The organism is Brevibacillus fulvus (assembly GCF_016908525.1).
GTDB lineage: Bacteria > Bacillota > Bacilli > Brevibacillales > Brevibacillaceae > Brevibacillus_G > Brevibacillus_G fulvus.
In genome coordinates, this window is the sequence record NZ_JAFBEB010000001.1 from 159503 (window position 1) to 177684 (window position 18182).

The 18182-nt window shown below is 50.8% G+C and carries 20 protein-coding genes; 19 read left to right on the plus strand and 1 reads right to left on the minus strand.

Going from position 1 to position 18182, the window contains the following annotated elements; all coding sequences use genetic code 11:
- The first annotated feature begins 2 nt into the window (after positions 1–2).
- The 19 genes from JOD01_RS00870 (at position 3) to spo0A (ending at position 17575) form a co-directional block, all read left to right on the plus strand.
- On the plus strand, positions 3–644 hold the full coding sequence (locus tag JOD01_RS00870; RefSeq protein WP_204516329.1) for a SpoIIIAH-like family protein: 642 nt from the start codon (positions 3–5) through the stop codon (positions 642–644).
- Between the two features lie 217 nt (positions 645–861).
- Positions 862–1356, plus strand: a complete 495-nt coding sequence (accB, locus tag JOD01_RS00875; protein ID WP_204516330.1) for an acetyl-CoA carboxylase biotin carboxyl carrier protein — start codon at positions 862–864, stop codon at positions 1354–1356.
- Positions 1357–1371: 15 nt separating this feature from the next.
- The gene (gene accC, locus JOD01_RS00880) at positions 1372–2724 is read left to right on the plus strand and encodes an acetyl-CoA carboxylase biotin carboxylase subunit (protein ID WP_204516331.1); all 1353 of its coding nucleotides are present in this window, start codon (positions 1372–1374) and stop codon (positions 2722–2724) included.
- Positions 2725–2795: 71 nt separating this feature from the next.
- On the plus strand, positions 2796–3218 hold the full coding sequence (locus JOD01_RS00885) for an Asp23/Gls24 family envelope stress response protein (RefSeq protein ID WP_204516332.1): 423 nt from the start codon (positions 2796–2798) through the stop codon (positions 3216–3218).
- Between the two features lie 162 nt (positions 3219–3380).
- Entirely contained in the window at positions 3381–3947 is a 567-nt protein-coding gene (gene amaP, locus JOD01_RS00890) for an alkaline shock response membrane anchor protein AmaP (protein ID WP_204516333.1), read from the plus strand.
- A 13-nt stretch (positions 3948–3960) separates the two neighbouring features.
- On the plus strand, positions 3961–4173 hold the full coding sequence (locus JOD01_RS00895; RefSeq protein ID WP_204516334.1) for a DUF2273 domain-containing protein: 213 nt from the start codon (positions 3961–3963) through the stop codon (positions 4171–4173).
- Positions 4174–4187: 14 nt separating this feature from the next.
- A complete protein-coding gene (gene nusB / locus JOD01_RS00900) occupies positions 4188–4592 on the plus strand; it encodes a transcription antitermination factor NusB (protein ID WP_204516335.1) in 405 nt (134 codons plus the stop codon).
- Between the two features lie 14 nt (positions 4593–4606).
- Positions 4607–5569, plus strand: coding sequence for a tRNA (adenosine(37)-N6)-threonylcarbamoyltransferase complex transferase subunit TsaD (locus tag JOD01_RS00905; RefSeq protein ID WP_204516336.1), 963 nt, complete (start codon positions 4607–4609; stop codon positions 5567–5569).
- A gap of 89 nt (positions 5570–5658) precedes the next feature.
- The gene (gene folD, locus JOD01_RS00910; protein WP_204516337.1) at positions 5659–6513 is read left to right on the plus strand and encodes a bifunctional methylenetetrahydrofolate dehydrogenase/methenyltetrahydrofolate cyclohydrolase FolD; all 855 of its coding nucleotides are present in this window, start codon (positions 5659–5661) and stop codon (positions 6511–6513) included.
- 14 nt (positions 6514–6527) lie between these two features.
- Complete coding sequence (gene xseA, locus JOD01_RS00915) at positions 6528–7895, plus strand: exodeoxyribonuclease VII large subunit (protein ID WP_204516338.1); 1368 nt, start codon at positions 6528–6530, stop codon at positions 7893–7895.
- The gene (gene xseB, locus JOD01_RS00920) at positions 7876–8130 is read left to right on the plus strand and encodes an exodeoxyribonuclease VII small subunit (protein WP_204516339.1); all 255 of its coding nucleotides are present in this window, start codon (positions 7876–7878) and stop codon (positions 8128–8130) included. Before xseA ends, xseB begins: the two co-directional genes overlap by 20 nt.
- Positions 8130–9026, plus strand: coding sequence for a polyprenyl synthetase family protein (locus JOD01_RS00925; protein ID WP_204516340.1), 897 nt, complete (start codon positions 8130–8132; stop codon positions 9024–9026). Before xseB ends, JOD01_RS00925 begins: the two co-directional genes overlap by 1 nt.
- 184 nt (positions 9027–9210) lie before the next feature.
- On the plus strand, positions 9211–11091 hold the full coding sequence (gene dxs, locus JOD01_RS00930) for a 1-deoxy-D-xylulose-5-phosphate synthase (RefSeq protein WP_204516805.1): 1881 nt from the start codon (positions 9211–9213) through the stop codon (positions 11089–11091).
- 5 nt (positions 11092–11096) lie between these two features.
- Positions 11097–11918: a TlyA family RNA methyltransferase gene (locus JOD01_RS00935; protein WP_204516341.1), complete on the plus strand. Its 822-nt coding sequence runs from the start codon at positions 11097–11099 to the stop codon at positions 11916–11918.
- Between the two features lie 103 nt (positions 11919–12021).
- Complete coding sequence (locus JOD01_RS00940; RefSeq protein WP_204516342.1) at positions 12022–12879, plus strand: NAD(+)/NADH kinase; 858 nt, start codon at positions 12022–12024, stop codon at positions 12877–12879.
- A gap of 5 nt (positions 12880–12884) precedes the next feature.
- Positions 12885–13334, plus strand: coding sequence for a transcriptional regulator AhrC/ArgR (gene ahrC / locus JOD01_RS00945; RefSeq protein ID WP_204516343.1), 450 nt, complete (start codon positions 12885–12887; stop codon positions 13332–13334).
- A gap of 13 nt (positions 13335–13347) precedes the next feature.
- The gene (gene recN, locus JOD01_RS00950; RefSeq protein WP_204516344.1) at positions 13348–15078 is read left to right on the plus strand and encodes a DNA repair protein RecN; all 1731 of its coding nucleotides are present in this window, start codon (positions 13348–13350) and stop codon (positions 15076–15078) included.
- A 132-nt stretch (positions 15079–15210) separates the two neighbouring features.
- Positions 15211–16521, plus strand: coding sequence for a SpoIVB peptidase (gene spoIVB, locus JOD01_RS00955; RefSeq protein WP_239565148.1), 1311 nt, complete (start codon positions 15211–15213; stop codon positions 16519–16521).
- Between the two features lie 259 nt (positions 16522–16780).
- Positions 16781–17575, plus strand: a complete 795-nt coding sequence (gene spo0A / locus JOD01_RS00960) for a sporulation transcription factor Spo0A (RefSeq protein WP_204516346.1) — start codon at positions 16781–16783, stop codon at positions 17573–17575.
- Between the two features lie 317 nt (positions 17576–17892).
- Here spo0A and JOD01_RS00965 read toward each other — a convergent pair whose 3' ends face one another.
- Complete coding sequence (locus JOD01_RS00965) at positions 17893–18057, minus strand: aspartyl-phosphate phosphatase Spo0E family protein (protein ID WP_204516347.1); 165 nt, start codon at positions 18055–18057, stop codon at positions 17893–17895.
- Positions 18058–18182 lie beyond the last annotated feature (125 nt).

The window sequence follows — 18182 nt, forward strand, 5'->3', positions numbered from 1 at the left end:
CCATGATGCTGCGCAAACAAACGGTATGGCTGTTGACAATGCTGGCGGTGATGGTCGTCTTGTCAGGTTATTATCTGGTCAAAGGACCTGCCGGACAGGTACCCGCCATTGGCGAGCAACAGACCCAGGAGGACGACTTGAGCAATGTGCAGGTAGAAACAAAAGAATCGCAACAAGACATCCCGAATGCGACGCCGGTTGAGGGGACAGACAATGCCGAACAATCAACGGCCAAGACGGATGAGCAGAAAACACAGGAAGCCAATGCGGCCAGCACGCTTCCCGATTCGGTCAGCGATTTGTTTCAAGGATACAAAATGAAACGGGAAGCCATGATGCAGCAACAAAAAGACGAACAGCTGTCGATTATGTCCAGCGCTGATGCAACCCCGCAGGCGGTTGCCGAAGCGAAGGCGAAGTATGAAGAATTGTCCAATCTGGAAAACGCTACGCTGTCAGTCGAAGAGCTGCTGAAGGCCAGCGGTTACAAAGATGCGGTTATTTCGGTACAAAACAACAAAGCGACCGTGTTGGTGCAAAAGGACAAACTCCAGCCCAATGAAGTAGTCAACATTATCGCCCAGGTGAAACAGCATTTGAATATTCCGGCGACCAACATCACCGTACAGTTCAAAAATTCCTGAAATCGAACAGAGACGCCGCTCTTATAAAACGATGGCAATAAGGGAATGATTGTAAGGATTTCCTTTGTTTCTGGCAACAGAGCCGAAGGAAATCCTTTCTTGACGTTGGCATGGCAAAAAGCTACCATGATAGTTATGACCTGCTCTTACTGGCTTCTCTAACTTCGTCTTACCATAAAGCCAAGGTCAGAGAGATAATGCGAAGGAGTGCTTACTCGTGTTTAAAATTCATGAAATCCGAGAAATTATCAAGCTTATCGATCAGTCTTCGATCAAAGAGTTTGAATTAGAAATTGAAGGCTCCAAAGTGACGATTAAAAAAAGCGGCGGGGTCGTGGAAGAAAAAGTGCAAACGATTGTCGCTCAAGCGCCAGCAGCACCTGTTGCAGCAGCGCCAGCACCGGCAGCGCAAGCCGCTCCTGTTCAGCCGGCCGCTCAGCCTGCAGCGAATACGCAAGTGCCGGAAGAAAACCTGCATCAAATTTTGTCGCCGATGGTCGGGACTTTTTACAGCGCGCCAGAACCGGGAGCGAGCGCTTTTGTACAAGTCGGCGATAAGGTAACACCAAACAAAGTCGTCTGCATTGTGGAAGCAATGAAACTGTTCAACGAAATTGAAGCAGAAGTAACCGGGGAGATTGTTAAAGTCCTCGTTCAGGACGGCCAACTGGTCGAATACGGTCAACCGCTATTTTTAGTAAAGCCAGAATAATCGGAGGAGAGCGGGATGTTCCAAAAGATTTTAATTGCTAATCGCGGTGAAATTGCTGTCCGCGTTATTCGTGCTTGTCGGGAGCTGGGGATTCGTTCCGTAGCGATTTATTCGGAAGCGGATCGCGACGCGTTGCATGTCAAACTTGCTGACGAAGCTTATTGCATCGGGCCGACCGCATCAAAAGACAGTTACTTGAATATTGCTACCATCATGAGCGTTGCCACCAAGGTGGGAGTAGATGCCATCCATCCGGGCTACGGTTTTCTGGCAGAAAACGCCGATTTCGCGGAAATTTGCGCCGCTTGCAACATTACGTTTATCGGTCCTGACCCGGAAGCGATCATCAAGATGGGGGACAAATCGACCGCCAAAGAAACAATGAAAACGGCCGGCGTTCCGACCGTTCCCGGAACCGAAGGATTGGTTGAAGATATGGAAGAAGCGATCCGCACCGCGCAATTGATCGGCTATCCGGTCATGATCAAGGCAACGGCCGGCGGCGGAGGCAAAGGGATGCGCGTGGCGGTAAATGACGAGGATTTGGAAAAAGGGATTCGTCAGGCACAAAACGAGGCGAAAACCGCTTTCGGCAACCCCGGCGTTTACCTGGAAAAGTTTGTGGAAGGACCGCGCCACGTCGAAATTCAAATTATGGCTGACAAGTTTGGCAATGTTGTGTATTTGGGCGAACGGGATTGCTCGATTCAACGCCGTCACCAAAAGTTGATCGAAGAAGCGCCGTCTCCTGCTCTGAGTCAGGAACTTCGCCAAAAAATGGGCGAAGCGGCGGTAGCCGCGGCAAAGGCCGTAAATTACCACGGTGCGGGCACGGTCGAATTTTTGCTGGATAAATACGGCAATTTCTACTTCATGGAAATGAACACGCGCATCCAGGTAGAGCACCCGGTTACCGAACTCGTAACCGGCATCGATCTGGTGAAAGAACAGATCAGCGTGGCTGCCGGAAACCCGCTGTCTTTTGGACAAGAAGATATTGTCCTCGACGGTTGGGCGATGGAGTGCCGGATCAATGCGGAGAATCCTGCCAAAGGATTTATGCCGTCGCCGGGACGTATCACCAACTACCTGCCGCCGGGCGGATTTGGTGTGCGGGTCGACAGTTCCGCCTATACCGGCTATATGATTCCGCCTTACTATGACTCGATGATCGCCAAGCTGATCGTCTGGGGAAAAACGCGGGAAGAAGCAATCAACCGTATGAAACGGGCGTTGAGCGAATTTGTCGTTGATGGAATTTCCACGACGATACCGTTCCATCTGAAAGTGATGGAGCATGAAGTGTTCGTGAGCGGTGATTTTGATACGAAATTCCTGGAACTGTACGAACTGAACCTGGATGAATAGTGGCCGTTTCGTTGTCATTTGACGGTGCTGTTGCTATAATGGAATATAAATCCTAAGGGGAGGTGCACAGGGTGGAAGAATACATTCCGGATTTGGAGAAAACGGAGTTGGGCAAAGTTCAAATCGCTCCCGAGGTGTTGGAAGTAATCGCGGGGATGGCAGCTTCCGAAGTCGACGGAGTTGCACAGATGAGCGGTGGCTTCGTTGGAGATATAGCGGAACGTCTGGGCCGCAAAAATGTGGCGCGCGGTGTCCGTGTTGAAGTCGGCACGAAAGAAGCTGCGGTGGACGTATCGATTATTGTGAAATTTGGCTACCGGATTCCTGAGGTAGCTCGCAATATTCAGGACAGTGTGCGCAATGCGATTGAGAGTATGACGGGACTCTCCGTAGTGGAGGTAAACGTACATATTATCGATGTTGAGCTGAAATCGGAGGATAAAGCGCCGGCAACTGCGCCGCCGACAGCCGAAGAAATTCAGCGGTTACGGTAATGGAAGTGAAGCAATGCCCCCTGTAACGGGGGCATTTTCCTCATCTGGTATCAGTATTTTGGATGAATGGATGAAATGCGAATTTGCTTGAACAGGCCGCCGGAAACAATCGGTTCGCCGCTTGAAGCGTGAACAAGCTGTTTCCGCGAAGGAGAGATGTCGATGAATTTGTTTGATCGTTTTATTTTGACCCTATACAGTTTTGCCCTCATTGTGATTTCCATCGTTGCGATCGGTGTCTTCGCTCAATTCATCCCCTATTCGTACGTGCAAAATACCGCCCAATCCATTTTCATCCCTGGACAAGTGAATTGGCCATATTTGATCGTCGCGCTCATTTTTTTCCTGATCAGCCTTCGTTTCTTTTTCAGTTCTTTTACGAGAACGAAACCGCGGAAGGAAAAAGGCATCAGACAGCGAACCGATCTGGGCGAAGTCAATATTACGATCAACACGATTCAAACGATTGCCGAACGCGCAGCCCGCAAAGTCAAAGGTGTGCTCGACTTAAAAACGACGGTCAAGGCGCTGGAAAGCGGCAACCTCATCTCCTTGCGCGTAGGAGTGGACGGGGAAACATCGATTCCGGAGATTACGCAGCAGCTGCAATTCAATGTCAAAGAACAAGTGGAGGCGATCGCCGGTGTGACGATTACCGAGGTCGCAGTGGTCGTCAACGAAGTCATTTCCCGCGAAAACAGCCCAGCCCGCAGCCGGCGGGTAGAGTAGTAGGTGAGAGAATATGATCTGGGAATTATTATGGGAACATAAGGGGAAACTGCTGGGGATAGCGGCCGGACTGCTCTTTGGCATTATCTACTTAATCGTCGGGTTTTGGGATACACTTGTCTTTGTCATCTTTATCGGCAGCGGTTACTACATCGGCCGAAAACTGGACCAAAAAGAAGATTTACGCGATATTTTAGACCGGATTTTACCAGGCAAATTTAAATAGTAGGTGGTCAGAACATGAAACGCAGAACTGCTCGAGAAAAAGTAGTACAATGCTTGTTCCAAATCGATATGGCAGAAGTGAACGTGGATGATGCGATCGCCCTGGTCACGGAAGATGGCGAGGATGACACCGGCTACATGCGCTACTTGCTGGACAACACTTTGAAACACCTCCCGCAAATTGACGCGGAGATCAAAAAATATCTGCGCGGTTGGGAATTGGAGCGGATTGCCAATGTAGACCGGGCCATTTTGCGGCTGGCTTTTTTCGAAATCATGTTTGAAGACGAAATGCCCGACAAGGTTGTGCTGAACGAGGCGATTGAATTGGCCAAGCTGTATAGTGACGATCAGTCCTATCGATACATAAACGGGGTTCTGTCCAGCTTTTTGCAAACCCGCCAGACAACCGAGGCTTGAAACAGGTGAAGCGGATGGAAAAAGTTTTGTTAGGAATTGATACAAGCAATTACCGTACATCACTTTGTTTGGTGAACGAAGACGGCCAAATTGTTGCGGAAGCGAAACGCCTGCTGAAAGTAAAGGAAGGCAAACGGGGGCTGCAGCAATCGGAAGCCGTCTTTCAGCATGTGATGAACTTGCCGGAGCTCAGCGATCAAATGTCGCTGGAAAGCTGGCAGGTAGTGGCCGTCTGTGCCAGCGAGAAACCAAGACCGGTCAGTCAATCGTATATGCCCGTTTTTAAAGTGGGGGAAGGATTGGCCAAGTCTTTGGCGGTATTTCACAAGGTTCCCTGCTATTTAACCACGCATCAGGAAGGACATATCGCGGCAGGGGAGCACACAGCGGAGAGGCGTCCGGCGCAAGACCAGTTTCTTGCCGTACATTTGTCGGGGGGGACCAGTGAGATCTTGCGCTGCACCCGCCGCGAACGAGGCTATGAAATCGAAAAAATCGGCGGCACAATCGATTTGCACGCCGGTCAGTTAATCGACCGGGTGGGGGTTGCGCTGGGGCTGCCGTTTCCTGCAGGTCCGCTGCTGGAAGAATTGGCCCAGCAAGCGGAAGGGAGCTTTCGCGTTCCCTCTGCTGTGAACGGATTGGCGTTCAGTTTGTCAGGACCGGAAAATTCTTTGCTGCGCGCCATCGAGCAAGGCGATCACTCTCCTGCGGAAATCGCGCGGGCCGCTGAACAGTGTATTGCCAATACGCTGGAGAAAACGCTGCGCACTGCAATTGAGCAGGGCTACCCCCGCGAGATTCTGATTGTCGGCGGTGTGGCGGCAAATCAATATATTCGCGAACGGCTGATCAAGCGGCTGGAACATCCGGCGATAAAAGGAAAGTTGTATTTTTGCGATCCTGTTTATTCCGGCGACAATGCCTACGGTGTAGCGATGTTGGGGTGGAAGTACCATAAAAGCCGAATGATATGAACTTTGGTTGCCTATAAAATTCGCCTTTACATCGAAAGTTTCGACCGCTACACTTAAAGGTATGTTGATTAGCCAGGGGGGATTTTTTGATGAGTGCTATCGTTATCGACGGGAAAGAGACAGCCAAACAAATTCGCGAGGAACTGGCCAAAGAAGTGGCGGAATTGAAAAACAAGGGGTTAACTCCCCATCTGACCGTCATTTTGATCGGAGACGATCCTGCTTCTCACTCCTATGTCAAAGGGAAAGAAAAAGGCAGCCAGGAGATCGGCATCAGCTCGGAAGTGATTCGTTACCCGGACACGATCAGTCAGGACGAGCTGTTGGCGAAAATCGCGGAACTGAATGAAAATCCGAACGTTCATGGGATTTTGGTGCAATTGCCTTTGCCGCCGCACATTGCGGAAGAAGCGGTCATTGAGGCCATTGATCCAGCGAAGGATGTCGATGGATTTCACCCGGTGAATATCGGCAATATGGTCATCGGCAATGATACTTTGCTGCCATGCACGCCGTATGGGATTATCGAGCTGATCAAGCGCACGGGTACAGAGATCAGCGGCAAACATGCGGTGGTGATCGGGCGAAGCAATATTGTCGGCAAACCGGTTTCGTCCCTGTTGTTGCGTGAAAATGCCACGGTTACGATCTGTCATTCCCGTACCCGAAATCTGCAGGAGCTGACCCGACAGGCCGACATTCTCGTTGTCGCGATCGGCAAACCGCATGTTATCGGCAAAGAGCACGTCGCGCCGGGAGCGGTTGTCATCGATGTCGGTGTCAACCGGATTGAAAGCGGGAAACTGGTTGGCGATGTCAAATTTGATGAGGTCAAAGAGATAGCAGGTTATCTGACCCCTGTCCCTGGCGGTGTCGGTCCGATGACGATTACGATGTTGCTGCAAAACACAGTCAAGGCGGCGAAGAGACTGGCAAATCTGTAAAGTGAAGTGATGAGATGAGATCCGAAGAAATTTGGTCGGTCAGCCAATTGAACAGAGTGGTCAAACAAGTGCTGGAACGCGAGGAACGCCTGGCGGACATTTGGATTCGCGGGGAAATTTCCAACTTTGTTCATCACTCGAGCGGCCATATGTATTTTACGTTAAAGGATAAGGAATCACGGCTTCGCGTCGTCATGTTTGCCAGCTACAATCGCTTTTTGAAGTTTATGCCGAAGGATGGGACCAAAGCGATTGTGCGAGGTTCCATTTCTGCCTTTGAGCGGGATGGCACATATCAGCTGTATGCGCGGGAGATGCAGCCGGATGGCATCGGCTCGCTTTATTTGGCGTTTGAGCAGCTAAAAGCAAAGCTGGCGGCAGAAGGGCTATTTGCCACGGAGCGCAAGCGTCCATTGCCGCGCTTTCCCAAGCGGGTCGGCGTCGTAACCTCGCCGACGGGAGCAGCGATCCGCGACATTTGTACCACGATCAGGCGCCGTTTTCCCCAGGCAGCTGTCGTAATCGCTCCGGCAATCGTACAGGGGACTGAGGCTCCTTCCTCGATTATATCCGCGATCAGCTTGTTGAACCGGCAAATGGACATCGATGTGCTGATCGTCGGCCGCGGAGGCGGATCAATTGAGGAATTGTGGGCGTTTAATGATGAGCAGGTGGCAAGGGCCATTGCCAGCTCACGCATCCCGGTGATTTCTGCCGTTGGCCACGAGACCGATTTTACCATCGCCGATTTTGTGGCAGACGTTCGCGCGGCTACACCGACGGCGGCAGCAGAGCTGGCTGTTCCGCACTATTTGGAATTGCAGGAGCGGGTCAAAGATCTGGACAGCCGGCTTCGCCGCTCCGTGCAGAACCAATTGGCCGACCAGCGCAATCGCTTGCAGCGTTTGCGCCAGTCTTATGTGTTGCGCCAACCGCTGCGCCGTTTTGAGGAGACCCGGGAGCGTCTGGACAAGCTGCAAATGGAATTGGCCGCTGCCATGCGGATGTTGCTCAATCGCCGCCGGGAACAGCTGACGCTGGTGCATCAGCGAGTGGAACGCTTCCGGATCGGACAAAAGGTGAATGAGCGAAGAGAGCAGATCGTTCGCTTGCAGGAGCGCCTGCAAAAAACGATGCAGACACAGGTCAACCAGGCAGAGCTGGCATTGATCGCCAAAATCGCCCAGCTTGATGCACTCAGCCCGCTAAAAGTGATGCAGCGCGGCTTTTCCCTTGTGTATCGCGAGGGGGAACTGGTCAAATCGGTGAAGCAAGTTACGGTGGGACAGCCGCTTGTCATTCGCTTGCAAGATGGCACCGTGGATACAAGAGTAGCAGAAATTACGCGGGAGGATAAACCAAATGGCTCGCAAGAAAAATGAGACGGAAACGGAACTTACCTTTGAAGAGGCAATGAAACGGCTGGAAGAAGTGGTCAATCGGCTGGAATCGGGCGACATCCCGCTGGAAGAAGCAATTATGCTCTATCAAGAGGGAATGAAGCTGTCCCGCATCTGCGGTTTGAAACTGGAAGCGATCGAAGCGCAAATCACGCAACTGCTGGAAGAGGACGGCCAATTGAAGCAAAAGCCATTTCGTCCGGAAGGGGAAGTCTGATGCAAGCGTCGATTGAAACATACCTTCGGGAAAAAATCAGCTATATCGAAGAGAAATTGCCGGCGTTTTTGGAGCGGGATGGCGTTCCTCCACACCTGTACGAATCGATGGCCTATTCGTTGATGGCAGGGGGAAAGCGCTTGCGCCCGATCCTCGTTCTCGCTGTGCTGGAAGCGTTCGATCAGCCGCTCGAAAAGGGCATCCCGTATGCGGTTGCGCTGGAGATGATCCACACATATTCGTTAATCCATGACGACCTGCCGGCGATGGATGACGACGATTTGCGCAGAGGCAAACCGACCAACCATAAAGTATTCGGCGAGGCCACGGCAATATTGGCCGGGGACGCTTTGCTGACCCGCGCCTTTGCTTTGATTGCCGAAGCTTATTGGCGGCATCCCGAAGTGTCAGCGGAAGTGGCGGTGCAATTAATCGCCGAACTGGGCAAACGTGCCGGTTCCACCGGCATGGTCGGCGGGCAAATGGCCGATATCGAAGGGGAAGGACGAACGCTCAGCCTGACCGAGTTGGAGTACATACATCGCCACAAAACCGGCGATTTGCTGGTGGCGGCATTGCGCGGCGGGGGCTATCTGGCCGATGCGACACCTCCACAATTGGCGGCGCTGACCCGCTACGCGATGGCTATCGGGCTGGCTTTTCAGATTCAAGACGATATTTTGAATGTGGAAGGGGATGCCAGCTTGCTCGGAAAAGCGGTTGGCAGCGACGAACAGCGGCAAAAGGCCACCTACCCTGCTTTGGTCGGAATGGAGGAATCAAAGCGGAAGCTGGATGCGCTGATCGCGGAAGCAAAGGCAGCGTTGGCGGAAATCGGACTGGAACATTCCGCTCTGCTCCCATTAGCAGAATATGTGATGAAACGAAAAAAATAGAAAAAAAGGCAAATCCCCATTGGCACAATTTGGCTGAAATGGGGATTTTTGTTGAAGATGGACTTCTTTTTTCGTTGGAAAGTGGAGTTTTAGTATGGAAACGTTTATAATGAAGCAAGCACCAGTGCAAAAGTAATCAAAATAGTGCTGCAAGAGTCTGATATTGATGAAAGCGAGGGGTTACGTGTTGCTTGCAAACATCAATAGCCCGAAAGATTTAAAAAAGTTGACGATTCCGCAGTTAAATAAACTGGCAAGTGAAATCCGCTCGTTTCTCGTGGAGAATTTGGCCAAGACGGGTGGGCATCTTGCGCCCAACCTCGGGGTTGTTGAATTAACCGTCGCCTTGCACTACCTGTTTGACAGTCCGGTGGACAAGTTGATTTGGGACGTTGGACACCAAGCGTACGTACATAAAATCTTGACGGGACGTCGCGATTTGTTTCCGACTTTACGCCAATACAAGGGATTGTGCGGATTCCCCAAGATGAGTGAAAGTCCGCATGACGTATGGGAGACTGGACACAGCAGCACCTCGCTGTCAGCGGCGATGGGGATGGCCACGGCCCGCGATTTGAAAGGCGAAAAACACAACGTGGTTGCCGTAATCGGGGATGGTGCCCTGACCGGCGGCATGGCCTTGGAAGCATTGAATCACATCGGACACGAGAAGAAAAAGCTGATTGTCGTGTTAAATGACAACGAAATGTCGATTGCGCCAAATGTCGGTGCTTTGCATAACTATTTGGGCAAACTACGTTCAGCGAACAATTATCAGCGTGCCAAGGATGAACTGGAAAGTCTGTTGAAATCGATTCCGGCGGTCGGCGGCAAACTGGCCCATTTTGCGGAAAGAATCAAAGACAGTCTGAAGTATTTGCTGGTGTCCGGCGTTTTGTTTGAAGAATTGGGACTGACTTATATCGGTCCGATCGACGGGCATAATATCGAACTGTTGTTGGCGGCATTGCGTACCGCTTCGCAAACCAACGGTCCGGTATTGATTCATGCCATCACGAAAAAAGGAAAAGGCTATGCTCCGGCGGAAGCGGATTCGGTCAAATGGCACGGGATCGGCACTTACAAGATCGAGTCAGGGGAATCTGCCAAGTCGGCACCGACGTATACTTCGGTTTTTGCCGATACGATGATTCGGTTGGCCGAGCAGGACAAACGGATTGTGGCGGTTACCCCGGCGATGCCGGCCGGCTCTGGTTTGCTCAAATTTGGCGAACGGTTTCCGGATCGGCTGTTTGATGTCGGCATTGCCGAGCAGCATGCCTGCACATTTGCTGCCGGACTGGCCACACAAGGACTAAAACCGGTCTTTGCCGTCTACTCCACTTTTTTGCAGCGCGCTTACGACCAGTTGATTCATGATGTGGCCCGGCAAAAGCTGAATGTCGTGTTCGCGGTCGACCGCGCAGGCCTGGTTGGCGCGGATGGGGAAACCCATCAGGGGGTTTACGACATTGCCTTCATGCGGGCAATCCCCAATATGGTGATCATGGCGCCGAAAGACGAAAACGAGCTGCAGCACATGATGCAAACGGCGATGGCGTATGATGACGGCCCGATCTCCTTCCGCTATCCGCGGCTGAACATTACCGGCGTAAAGATGGATGAAGAAATGCACGTCCTGCCGATCGGCAAGGCGGAAATTGTCAAAGAAGGGACGGGGGTCGCGATCCTCTCCTTCGGACATGTCTTCGAACTGGCCGAACAAGCCGTAAATCAGCTGAACAGCGAAGGGATTTTTCCGATGCTGGTCAATGCGCGGTTTTGCAAACCGCTTGATGAAGAACTGTTGCTGCGGTTGGCCAAGGAAGGGTATGAGATCATTACCGTTGAAGAAGGAGCGGTCAGCGGCGGCTTTGGCAGCGCCGTTCTGGAGTTTTACGCGCGCAATGGTTATCATACGGTACCGGTGGAAACAATCGGCATACCGGACTACTTCGTCGAACATGGCAGCGTCAAGGAACAGCGGCAGGAAGTGGGCTTGACTGCCGAACGAATCGCGGCCAGCGTTCGTGCGATATTACCTGTAACGAAACAGAGGGCATAAACGGCATGAAAAAGGAACGACTAGACGTATTGCTGGTAGAACGCGGTTTCTATGAAACCAGAGAAAAAGCGAAAGCGGCGGTGATGGCTGGACTCGTGCTGGTTGCCGGTGAACGCTGTGACAAGCCGGGAACGAAGTTTGCCGAGGATGTAGCGTTGACGGTCAAAGGCGAGGTGCATCCTTATGTCAGCCGCGGCGGGCTCAAGTTGGAAAAAGCGTTGAAAACATTCGGGATTGACTTGAATGGCAAAGTGATGATGGATATTGGCTCATCAACCGGTGGATTTACCGATTGTGCCTTGCAGCACGGCGCCAGACGGGTCTATGCGATTGATGTCGGATACGGGCAGTTGGCCTGGTCGCTGCGCCAAGATGAACGAGTTGTCGTTATGGAACGGACTAATTTCCGCCACCTCGATCCGGCGGAGTTTCCTCATGAAATGCCGGATGCCGCTTCGATCGACGTCTCTTTCATTTCGCTGAAAATCATTCTGCCAGTGCTCTACCGCTTTTTGAAAGAGAACGGCGATGTGGTCGCTCTGGTGAAACCGCAGTTTGAAGCAGGGCGGGAACGAGTGGGCAAAAACGGGATTATTCGCGATCCGGACGTTCATCTCGATGTGCTCCAGGATATTGCCGGATTTGCGGCGACGATCGGCTATGAGATCAAGGGCGTCAGCTATTCGCCAATTACCGGCGGAGAGGGGAACATCGAGTTTTTACTGCACCTTGGCAAAGGTTCTGCCAACCAAGGAATGGCTCCTGATGAGTGGTTGAAACAGATGGAAGCAGTCGTACGGACGGCCCATCAGGAGTTGCGTCCTTGAAGCGGGAAGGGACAAAAAGGCTCCGGTGAAAACCGGGGCTTTTTCTTTATGCAAGAGAAGTTGTATAATTGAATAAGATTCCAACCAGAGTTGGGGTGGCAAAGTGAAAACGATAGGGATAGTTGCAAACAAAGGTAAACCGGAAACGCGAATTGTAGCCAGAGAATTGCTGTATTTATTGGAGCAAAAAGGGGCCACAGTCCTGCTGGAGGAAAATATCGCCGCTGATCTTGGCCGGCCGGAGATTGCGGCCACCCTTGAACAATTATGCCAAAACGCCCAATTTGCGTGTGTATTGGGCGGCGATGGCACGTTATTGGGCATTGCCAGGAGATTGGCCGGTTGTTCTTTGCCGATTTTCGGCATCAATTTGGGGACGCTTGGTTTCCTGTCTGAAGCGGAACCGGACAATTTGCCGGAAGCAGTCGATAACCTTTTGTCTGAGAAGTTCGTGATCGAACACAGGAGTATGCTGGAAGCAAAACTGGTTCGAGATGGTGATATATTAGGCGTTTACACAGCAATGAACGACATTGGGATTGCGAAAGGGTCCTTTTGCCGAATTATCCAGTGCGAAATTTATTTGGATGACGACTATGTCGCTACTTATAATGGGGATGGCGTAATTGTCTCCAGTCCGACTGGTTCGACAGCTTATTCCCTGTCCGCCGGAGGGCCGATTGTCGCTCCCAACGTCCCGGCTTTGCTGCTGACTCCAGTTGCGCCCCATTCGTTGACCGCACGACCGATGGTTTTTTCCGCCGAGCAAGTGATCCGGATTGAGGTGGATGCGGTCCATAATGAGATGGGGCTGTCCATCGATGGTCAATTTGGCTACAGACTGCAAGGGGGAGATCAAATTTTTATTTCCAAATCGCCCTACGTTACGCCGTTGATCAAACTGAAAAAAGGCAGCTTTTTTGAAGCAATTCGCACAAAACTTCAAGGTGAATGGGAGTAAAATCAATGAATAAAGGGCAACGCCACATTCGAATCCGCGAAATTATTGCCAATTATGAAGTGGAGACGCAGGATGAACTGGTTGACCGCTTGCGGGCGGCCGGGTTTAATGTGACGCAGGCGACGGTGTCCCGTGACATCAAGGAACTCCATTTAATCAAAGTGCCATTGCCAGATGGACGTTATAAATATTCACTGCCTGTTGAGCAAAAGTTTAACCCTGTACAAAAAATGAAGCGAATCTTGCTGGACAGTTTCGTTTCGATTGATTATGCGGAAAACTTGATCGTATTGAAAACATTGCCGGGGAATGCCAACGCGGTGGCTGCCCTGATTGACAGTGCGCAATGGCCAGAGGTGATGGGCACCGTTTCAGGCGACGACACGATCTTGATCATCTGCCGTTCCAAGGATGCAGGGGCAGAAGTGGTACAGCGTTTTACGGACATGCTATAAAGGTGGTTTCAGAATGTTAGTCGAACTTTCCATCCGCAATTTTGCGATAATCAAAGAAGTGACCATTTCGTTCCGTCAAGGTTTAAATATTTTAACAGGTGAAACCGGAGCCGGTAAGTCGATCATTATTGATGCATTGGGCATTTTGCTGGGAGATCGATCATCCGCCGACTTCGTCCGCTATGGAGAGAAACGGGCGGAAGTGGAAGGCTTGTTTGAACTTCCCGCCAGCCATCCGGCGTTGCAAATTTGCGAAGGGTTTGGCGTACAGGTGGAACAGGACGGCGTGCTCGTGGTGAGACGCGATATATCGGCGCAGGGGAAAAGCATCATCCGGATCAATGGCCAACTGGTTACATTGGCTATGTTGCGCGAGCTTGGACCTTGGCTGGTCACCGTTCACGGCCAGCACGACACCCATTTGCTCATGCAAGCGGAGAAACATATCGACTGGCTTGACGCCTTTGGCGAACAACAGTTGGCCCGAACCAAAGCAGAGTATGCTGCCTTGTATGCCGCCTATCGAAAAAACCGGCAAGATTGGGAACGGATGTCGCGAAATGAGCGGGAATTGGTACAGCGCATCGATTTGCTCAGCTATCAGTTGAATGAGATCGAAGAAGCGAAACTGCAGCCGGGTGAAGACGAAAAGCTGTTGAACCAGCGAAAAAAATGGGCCAATTACGAGAAAGTGTACGAAGGGATTCAGGATGCCTACCGGTCCTTGTACGGCGACGGACGCGGCCTCGACTGGCTCGGACATGCGATGAGCGAATTGGAACGGCTGCTGCAGTATGACGAAAATTTGGCGCCGTTGGTGGAAACGATCCAAAATGCCTATTACCAAGTGGATGATGCAGTGCATCAACTTCGCCAATTCGCCGGCCGTCTCGATTTTGACCCGCAACAGCTGGCGGAGGTCGAGCGGCGCCTTGACCAGATTCAAAGCCTGAAACGAAAGTACGGAAAAAGCGTGGACGACATTTTGGAATACGCTGCGACGATTCAGGATGAACTGGAAGAGATCCAACAATATGACAGCAGGCTGCTGCAACTTGAGGAGCGGGTTCGTGAACTTGCCGCAGATTTGGCAGTGGAGGCGCTGGAGCTGAGCGCACTGCGCAAACAGCTGGCGAGCGAGTTGGCCGAAGCGATCGAAACCCAGTTGAAGGAATTGCATATGGAGCGAGCCCGCTTTGCCATCGAGGTCCGACAAATTGCCGACGAACAGGGGATCGAAATTGAAGGGGTCAAACGGCGAATTGACGCCAACGGGATGGACCAGATCGAATTTCTGATCTCTCCCAATCCGGGCGAACCGCTGCGTCCGTTGGCCAAAATCGCCTCTGGCGGCGAGCTGTCACGGGTCATGTTGGCGATCAAGACGATTCTCGCAGATGCGGAGCAGGTCGAAACGCTCATTTTTGACGAGGTGGATACGGGAGTGAGCGGCCGGGCTGCGCAAGCGATCGCCGAAAAATTGGCCCGGGTCGCGAAGAACCGTCAAGTATTGTGCATTACGCATTTGCCGCAGGTGGCGGCGCTTGCCGACGCCCACTTTACGATTAAAAAGGAAGCTACGGCCGATACGACGATGACCACCGTTACGCTGTTGCCGGAAGAAGAGCGCGTCGTGGAATTGTCTCGGATGCTGAGCGGTACGGAGATCACCGAGAAAACAAAAGAACATGCCAGGGAAATGCTTCAACTGGCAAAAGGGAGAAAAGCTGTCAATTTACTTTGACAGCTTTTTTTCCGTAATAATCCGAGTTGCCCTCGGTAACATTATAGATACGCAAGTTGGAGGTGTAGCAGTAGGTGTAGGTAGGGAACGTAGGAGTGATTGCTGGTGATCCATCAACAGAGAAAAAAGTGGATGGGCGCTTTTCTTTTGCTCATCACAGCGCTAATTGTCAGTTCAACCCCCTTTCGTGACCTGTCTTCGTTTCCGCATGAGCTTCGCTTACTCGAGGGGTCCTTACAACAGCTGCAAGTATCCGTCCCGGTCATGGGGACTCTGGTCAACAGCAACCCGGAGATCGTAAAAGTAAATGGTGTGGAGGCGCGGGAAGTAAAGGTTGATCTCAGTAAGCCGCTGTCGGTTCAACCGAAAAAAGCCGGACACGCTGAGCTGGCCCTCAAATGGGGAAGCATTCCGTTGAAAGCGGTCAAAGTCAATGTATTGCCAGATTTGCGCGTTGTGCCCGGCGGACAGTCAATCGGTGTCAAACTGCAGACAGCCGGCGTCTTAGTGGTGGGCCATCATCTGGTCAACACGGGAGCGGAAAAGTACTCACCCGGTGAACGAGCTGGTGTCAATGTAGGCGACACCATTATCAAAATGAATGATCTGTTTATCAATGACATGAGCGATGTGAAAAAAGTCGTCAATGAGGCTGGAGCGAAAAAGGAACCGATTCAACTGTTGGTCGTGCGGGGCAAGGAGAAATTGTCACTCTCGTTGACTCCTGCCAAAGATACGAAAGACAAGGAATACCGGATGGGCTTGTATATCCGCGATTCCGCAGCCGGTGTCGGCACACTGACCTTTTATGAGCCGAAGTCAGGAGCGTTTGGCGCCCTTGGCCATGTGATTTCCGATGTGGATACCGGACAAGCAATTAACGTTGGGGATGGACAGATTGTACAGGCAAGCGTGACCTCAATCGAAAAAGGGGAAAGCGGCAATCCAGGTGAGAAGTTTGCTCGGTTTTATAACGAAAATCAAATTCTCGGCTCCATAACCAAGAACACCCCGTTTGGCATTTTTGGCAAGATGAAGGAAAAACCGAACAGAAGTCTATATTCCGAACCTATTCCTATTGCGTTGGCGGAACAAGTGCAGGAAGGACCGGCCAAGATTTTAACCGTTGTCGATGGACAGAAAGTCGAGGAGTTTTCCATTGAGATTGTCAATGTTGTCAAACAGCATTTTCCCGCGACAAAAGGAATGGTCATCAAAGTGACGGACAAACGGTTGCTGCAGAAGACAGGCGGCATCGTGCAAGGGATGAGCGGAAGTCCAATCATCCAAAACGGCAAGCTTGTGGGAGCAGTTACCCATGTATTCGTCAATGATCCGACTTCCGGCTATGGCTGTTACATCGAATGGATGCTGCAGGATGCCGGAGTCCCGGTTCGTTCGAGCTCACCTTCCTTTCCGTTGCAAAAAGGAAAAGTTGCCTAAAGCAAACAAACAGGCCGTTCTTGCGCAGAACGGCCTTTTTTGTCGAGTAGGACAGACAGAAGCGGCCGAAAAGGGAAAAGAAAACCAAAACATTGTCGAAATATCGGAAAAATCATTCAATCTTTCGTCATTGGCAGGAACTAACATGCTGTTGTCGAATAATTTTTGAGAACAAAAACCGGAAACCATGCCGCATCTGAGAGCTTTTACGAACATGCATTTATCCCATAAGCGAACAGGATTGTAAGGAGGAAATAATTTGAGTAAGATCGAGGTTTTGTTGGCAGATGACAATCGGGAATTTGTGAGTCTGTTAGAGGAATATATTAACAGTCAACATGACATGCAAGTTGTCGGCATTGCCTATAATGGTAACGATGTCATTCGATTGCTGGAGGAACGTATTCCGGATATTTTGATTCTGGATATTATTATGCCTCATTTGGATGGATTGGCTGTTCTGGAACAAATGCAAACGATGCGCCTGTCTCCGCAACCGAAGATTATTATGCTGACTGCTTTTGGCCAAGAGGAAATCACCAAAAAAGCAGTCGAATTGGGAGCGTCGTACTACATATTGAAACCGTTTGACATGGAGATCCTGGCGCAACGGATTCGTCAAATGAACATCAGCCCCACTGCCAATTCATCGTTTGTGTCCAGTCAGGTAAAACCGGGGAACAACTTGGCGATCAAAGGACGAAATCTGGATGCGAGCATCACCAATATTATCCATGAAATCGGCGTTCCTGCTCATATCAAAGGCTATTTGTATCTCCGGGAAGCGATCACGATGGTTTACAACGATGTAGAGCTGCTTGGTTCGATCACAAAAGTGCTCTATCCGGACATCGCGAAGAAGTTCAACACCACCGCCAGCCGGGTGGAGCGGGCGATCCGTCATGCGATCGAAGTAGCCTGGTCCCGCGGCAACATTGATTCGATCTCCAATCTGTTCGGCTACACCATTTCCAATACGAAAGCGAAACCCACCAACTCCGAATTTATCGCGATGGTGGCGGATAAGCTGCGGATTGAGCATAAAGTGAGCTAAGCGGCGCAATCAAAGGTTCGAAGTTTGGGAAAGCACTTTTATAAAAAGACATTGGCTCAACTCGGCCAATGTCTTTTTACATTGGTACTGTCAGCGTTTCCCATAAGCTGATATTATCGTACTCTATTCCGATTTCTCATACGTCTGATGGAACGGAGACGGGAACAAATGGGCGATTCGGACAGTTGCAACCGCCAAGCGATTGGACTCGCTCAGCTGGGGATGAACATAGACGAAGCGGAAAAATGGAGGCAAGGATAAAGGCAGCGGAGAAAACCAAACGCCATCGGAAAGGGATGGCGGTTTTATTTTGAAGCTTATGATTTTTGCTGGTTGTAGCGATTCAGCAGTTTGTCCAAATATTGACTCACGATCAGCACGGTCGGATGGCTGAGCTTGCGTTCTTTGGCGAGGACGATCAAATACTTCTTGTGAAAGTCGATCAGTTTCAGCAAATCTTGCGGATCTTCTTCTTTCGGCATTATCCCACTCCATTTTTTGCTAATAATTATTGATAGTAAACAATGAAAGGAAAAAAGAAAAGTGTTTTTCGAACTTAAATTTGAATATAATGTAAAAATTTCAAAATTAATTAAAGCTATTAATA

Coding starts and splice junctions, on each gene's coding strand:
- JOD01_RS00870 (WP_204516329.1), top strand. CDS start 3: ATGATGCTGCGCAAACAAACGGTATGGCTGTTGACAATGCTGGCGGTG.
- accC (WP_204516331.1), top strand. CDS start 1,372: ATGTTCCAAAAGATTTTAATTGCTAATCGCGGTGAAATTGCTGTCCGC.
- amaP (WP_204516333.1), top strand. CDS start 3,381: ATGAATTTGTTTGATCGTTTTATTTTGACCCTATACAGTTTTGCCCTC.
- JOD01_RS00895 (WP_204516334.1), top strand. CDS start 3,961: ATGATCTGGGAATTATTATGGGAACATAAGGGGAAACTGCTGGGGATA.
- nusB (WP_204516335.1), top strand. CDS start 4,188: ATGAAACGCAGAACTGCTCGAGAAAAAGTAGTACAATGCTTGTTCCAA.
- JOD01_RS00905 (WP_204516336.1), top strand. CDS start 4,607: ATGGAAAAAGTTTTGTTAGGAATTGATACAAGCAATTACCGTACATCA.
- folD (WP_204516337.1), top strand. CDS start 5,659: ATGAGTGCTATCGTTATCGACGGGAAAGAGACAGCCAAACAAATTCGC.
- xseA (WP_204516338.1), top strand. CDS start 6,528: ATGAGATCCGAAGAAATTTGGTCGGTCAGCCAATTGAACAGAGTGGTC.
- xseB (WP_204516339.1), top strand. CDS start 7,876: ATGGCTCGCAAGAAAAATGAGACGGAAACGGAACTTACCTTTGAAGAG.
- JOD01_RS00925 (WP_204516340.1), top strand. CDS start 8,130: ATGCAAGCGTCGATTGAAACATACCTTCGGGAAAAAATCAGCTATATC.
- JOD01_RS00935 (WP_204516341.1), top strand. CDS start 11,097: ATGAAAAAGGAACGACTAGACGTATTGCTGGTAGAACGCGGTTTCTAT.
- ahrC (WP_204516343.1), top strand. CDS start 12,885: ATGAATAAAGGGCAACGCCACATTCGAATCCGCGAAATTATTGCCAAT.
- recN (WP_204516344.1), top strand. CDS start 13,348: ATGTTAGTCGAACTTTCCATCCGCAATTTTGCGATAATCAAAGAAGTG.
- spoIVB (WP_239565148.1), top strand. CDS start 15,211: ATGGGCGCTTTTCTTTTGCTCATCACAGCGCTAATTGTCAGTTCAACC.
- JOD01_RS00965 (WP_204516347.1), bottom strand. CDS start 18,057: ATGCCGAAAGAAGAAGATCCGCAAGATTTGCTGAAACTGATCGACTTT.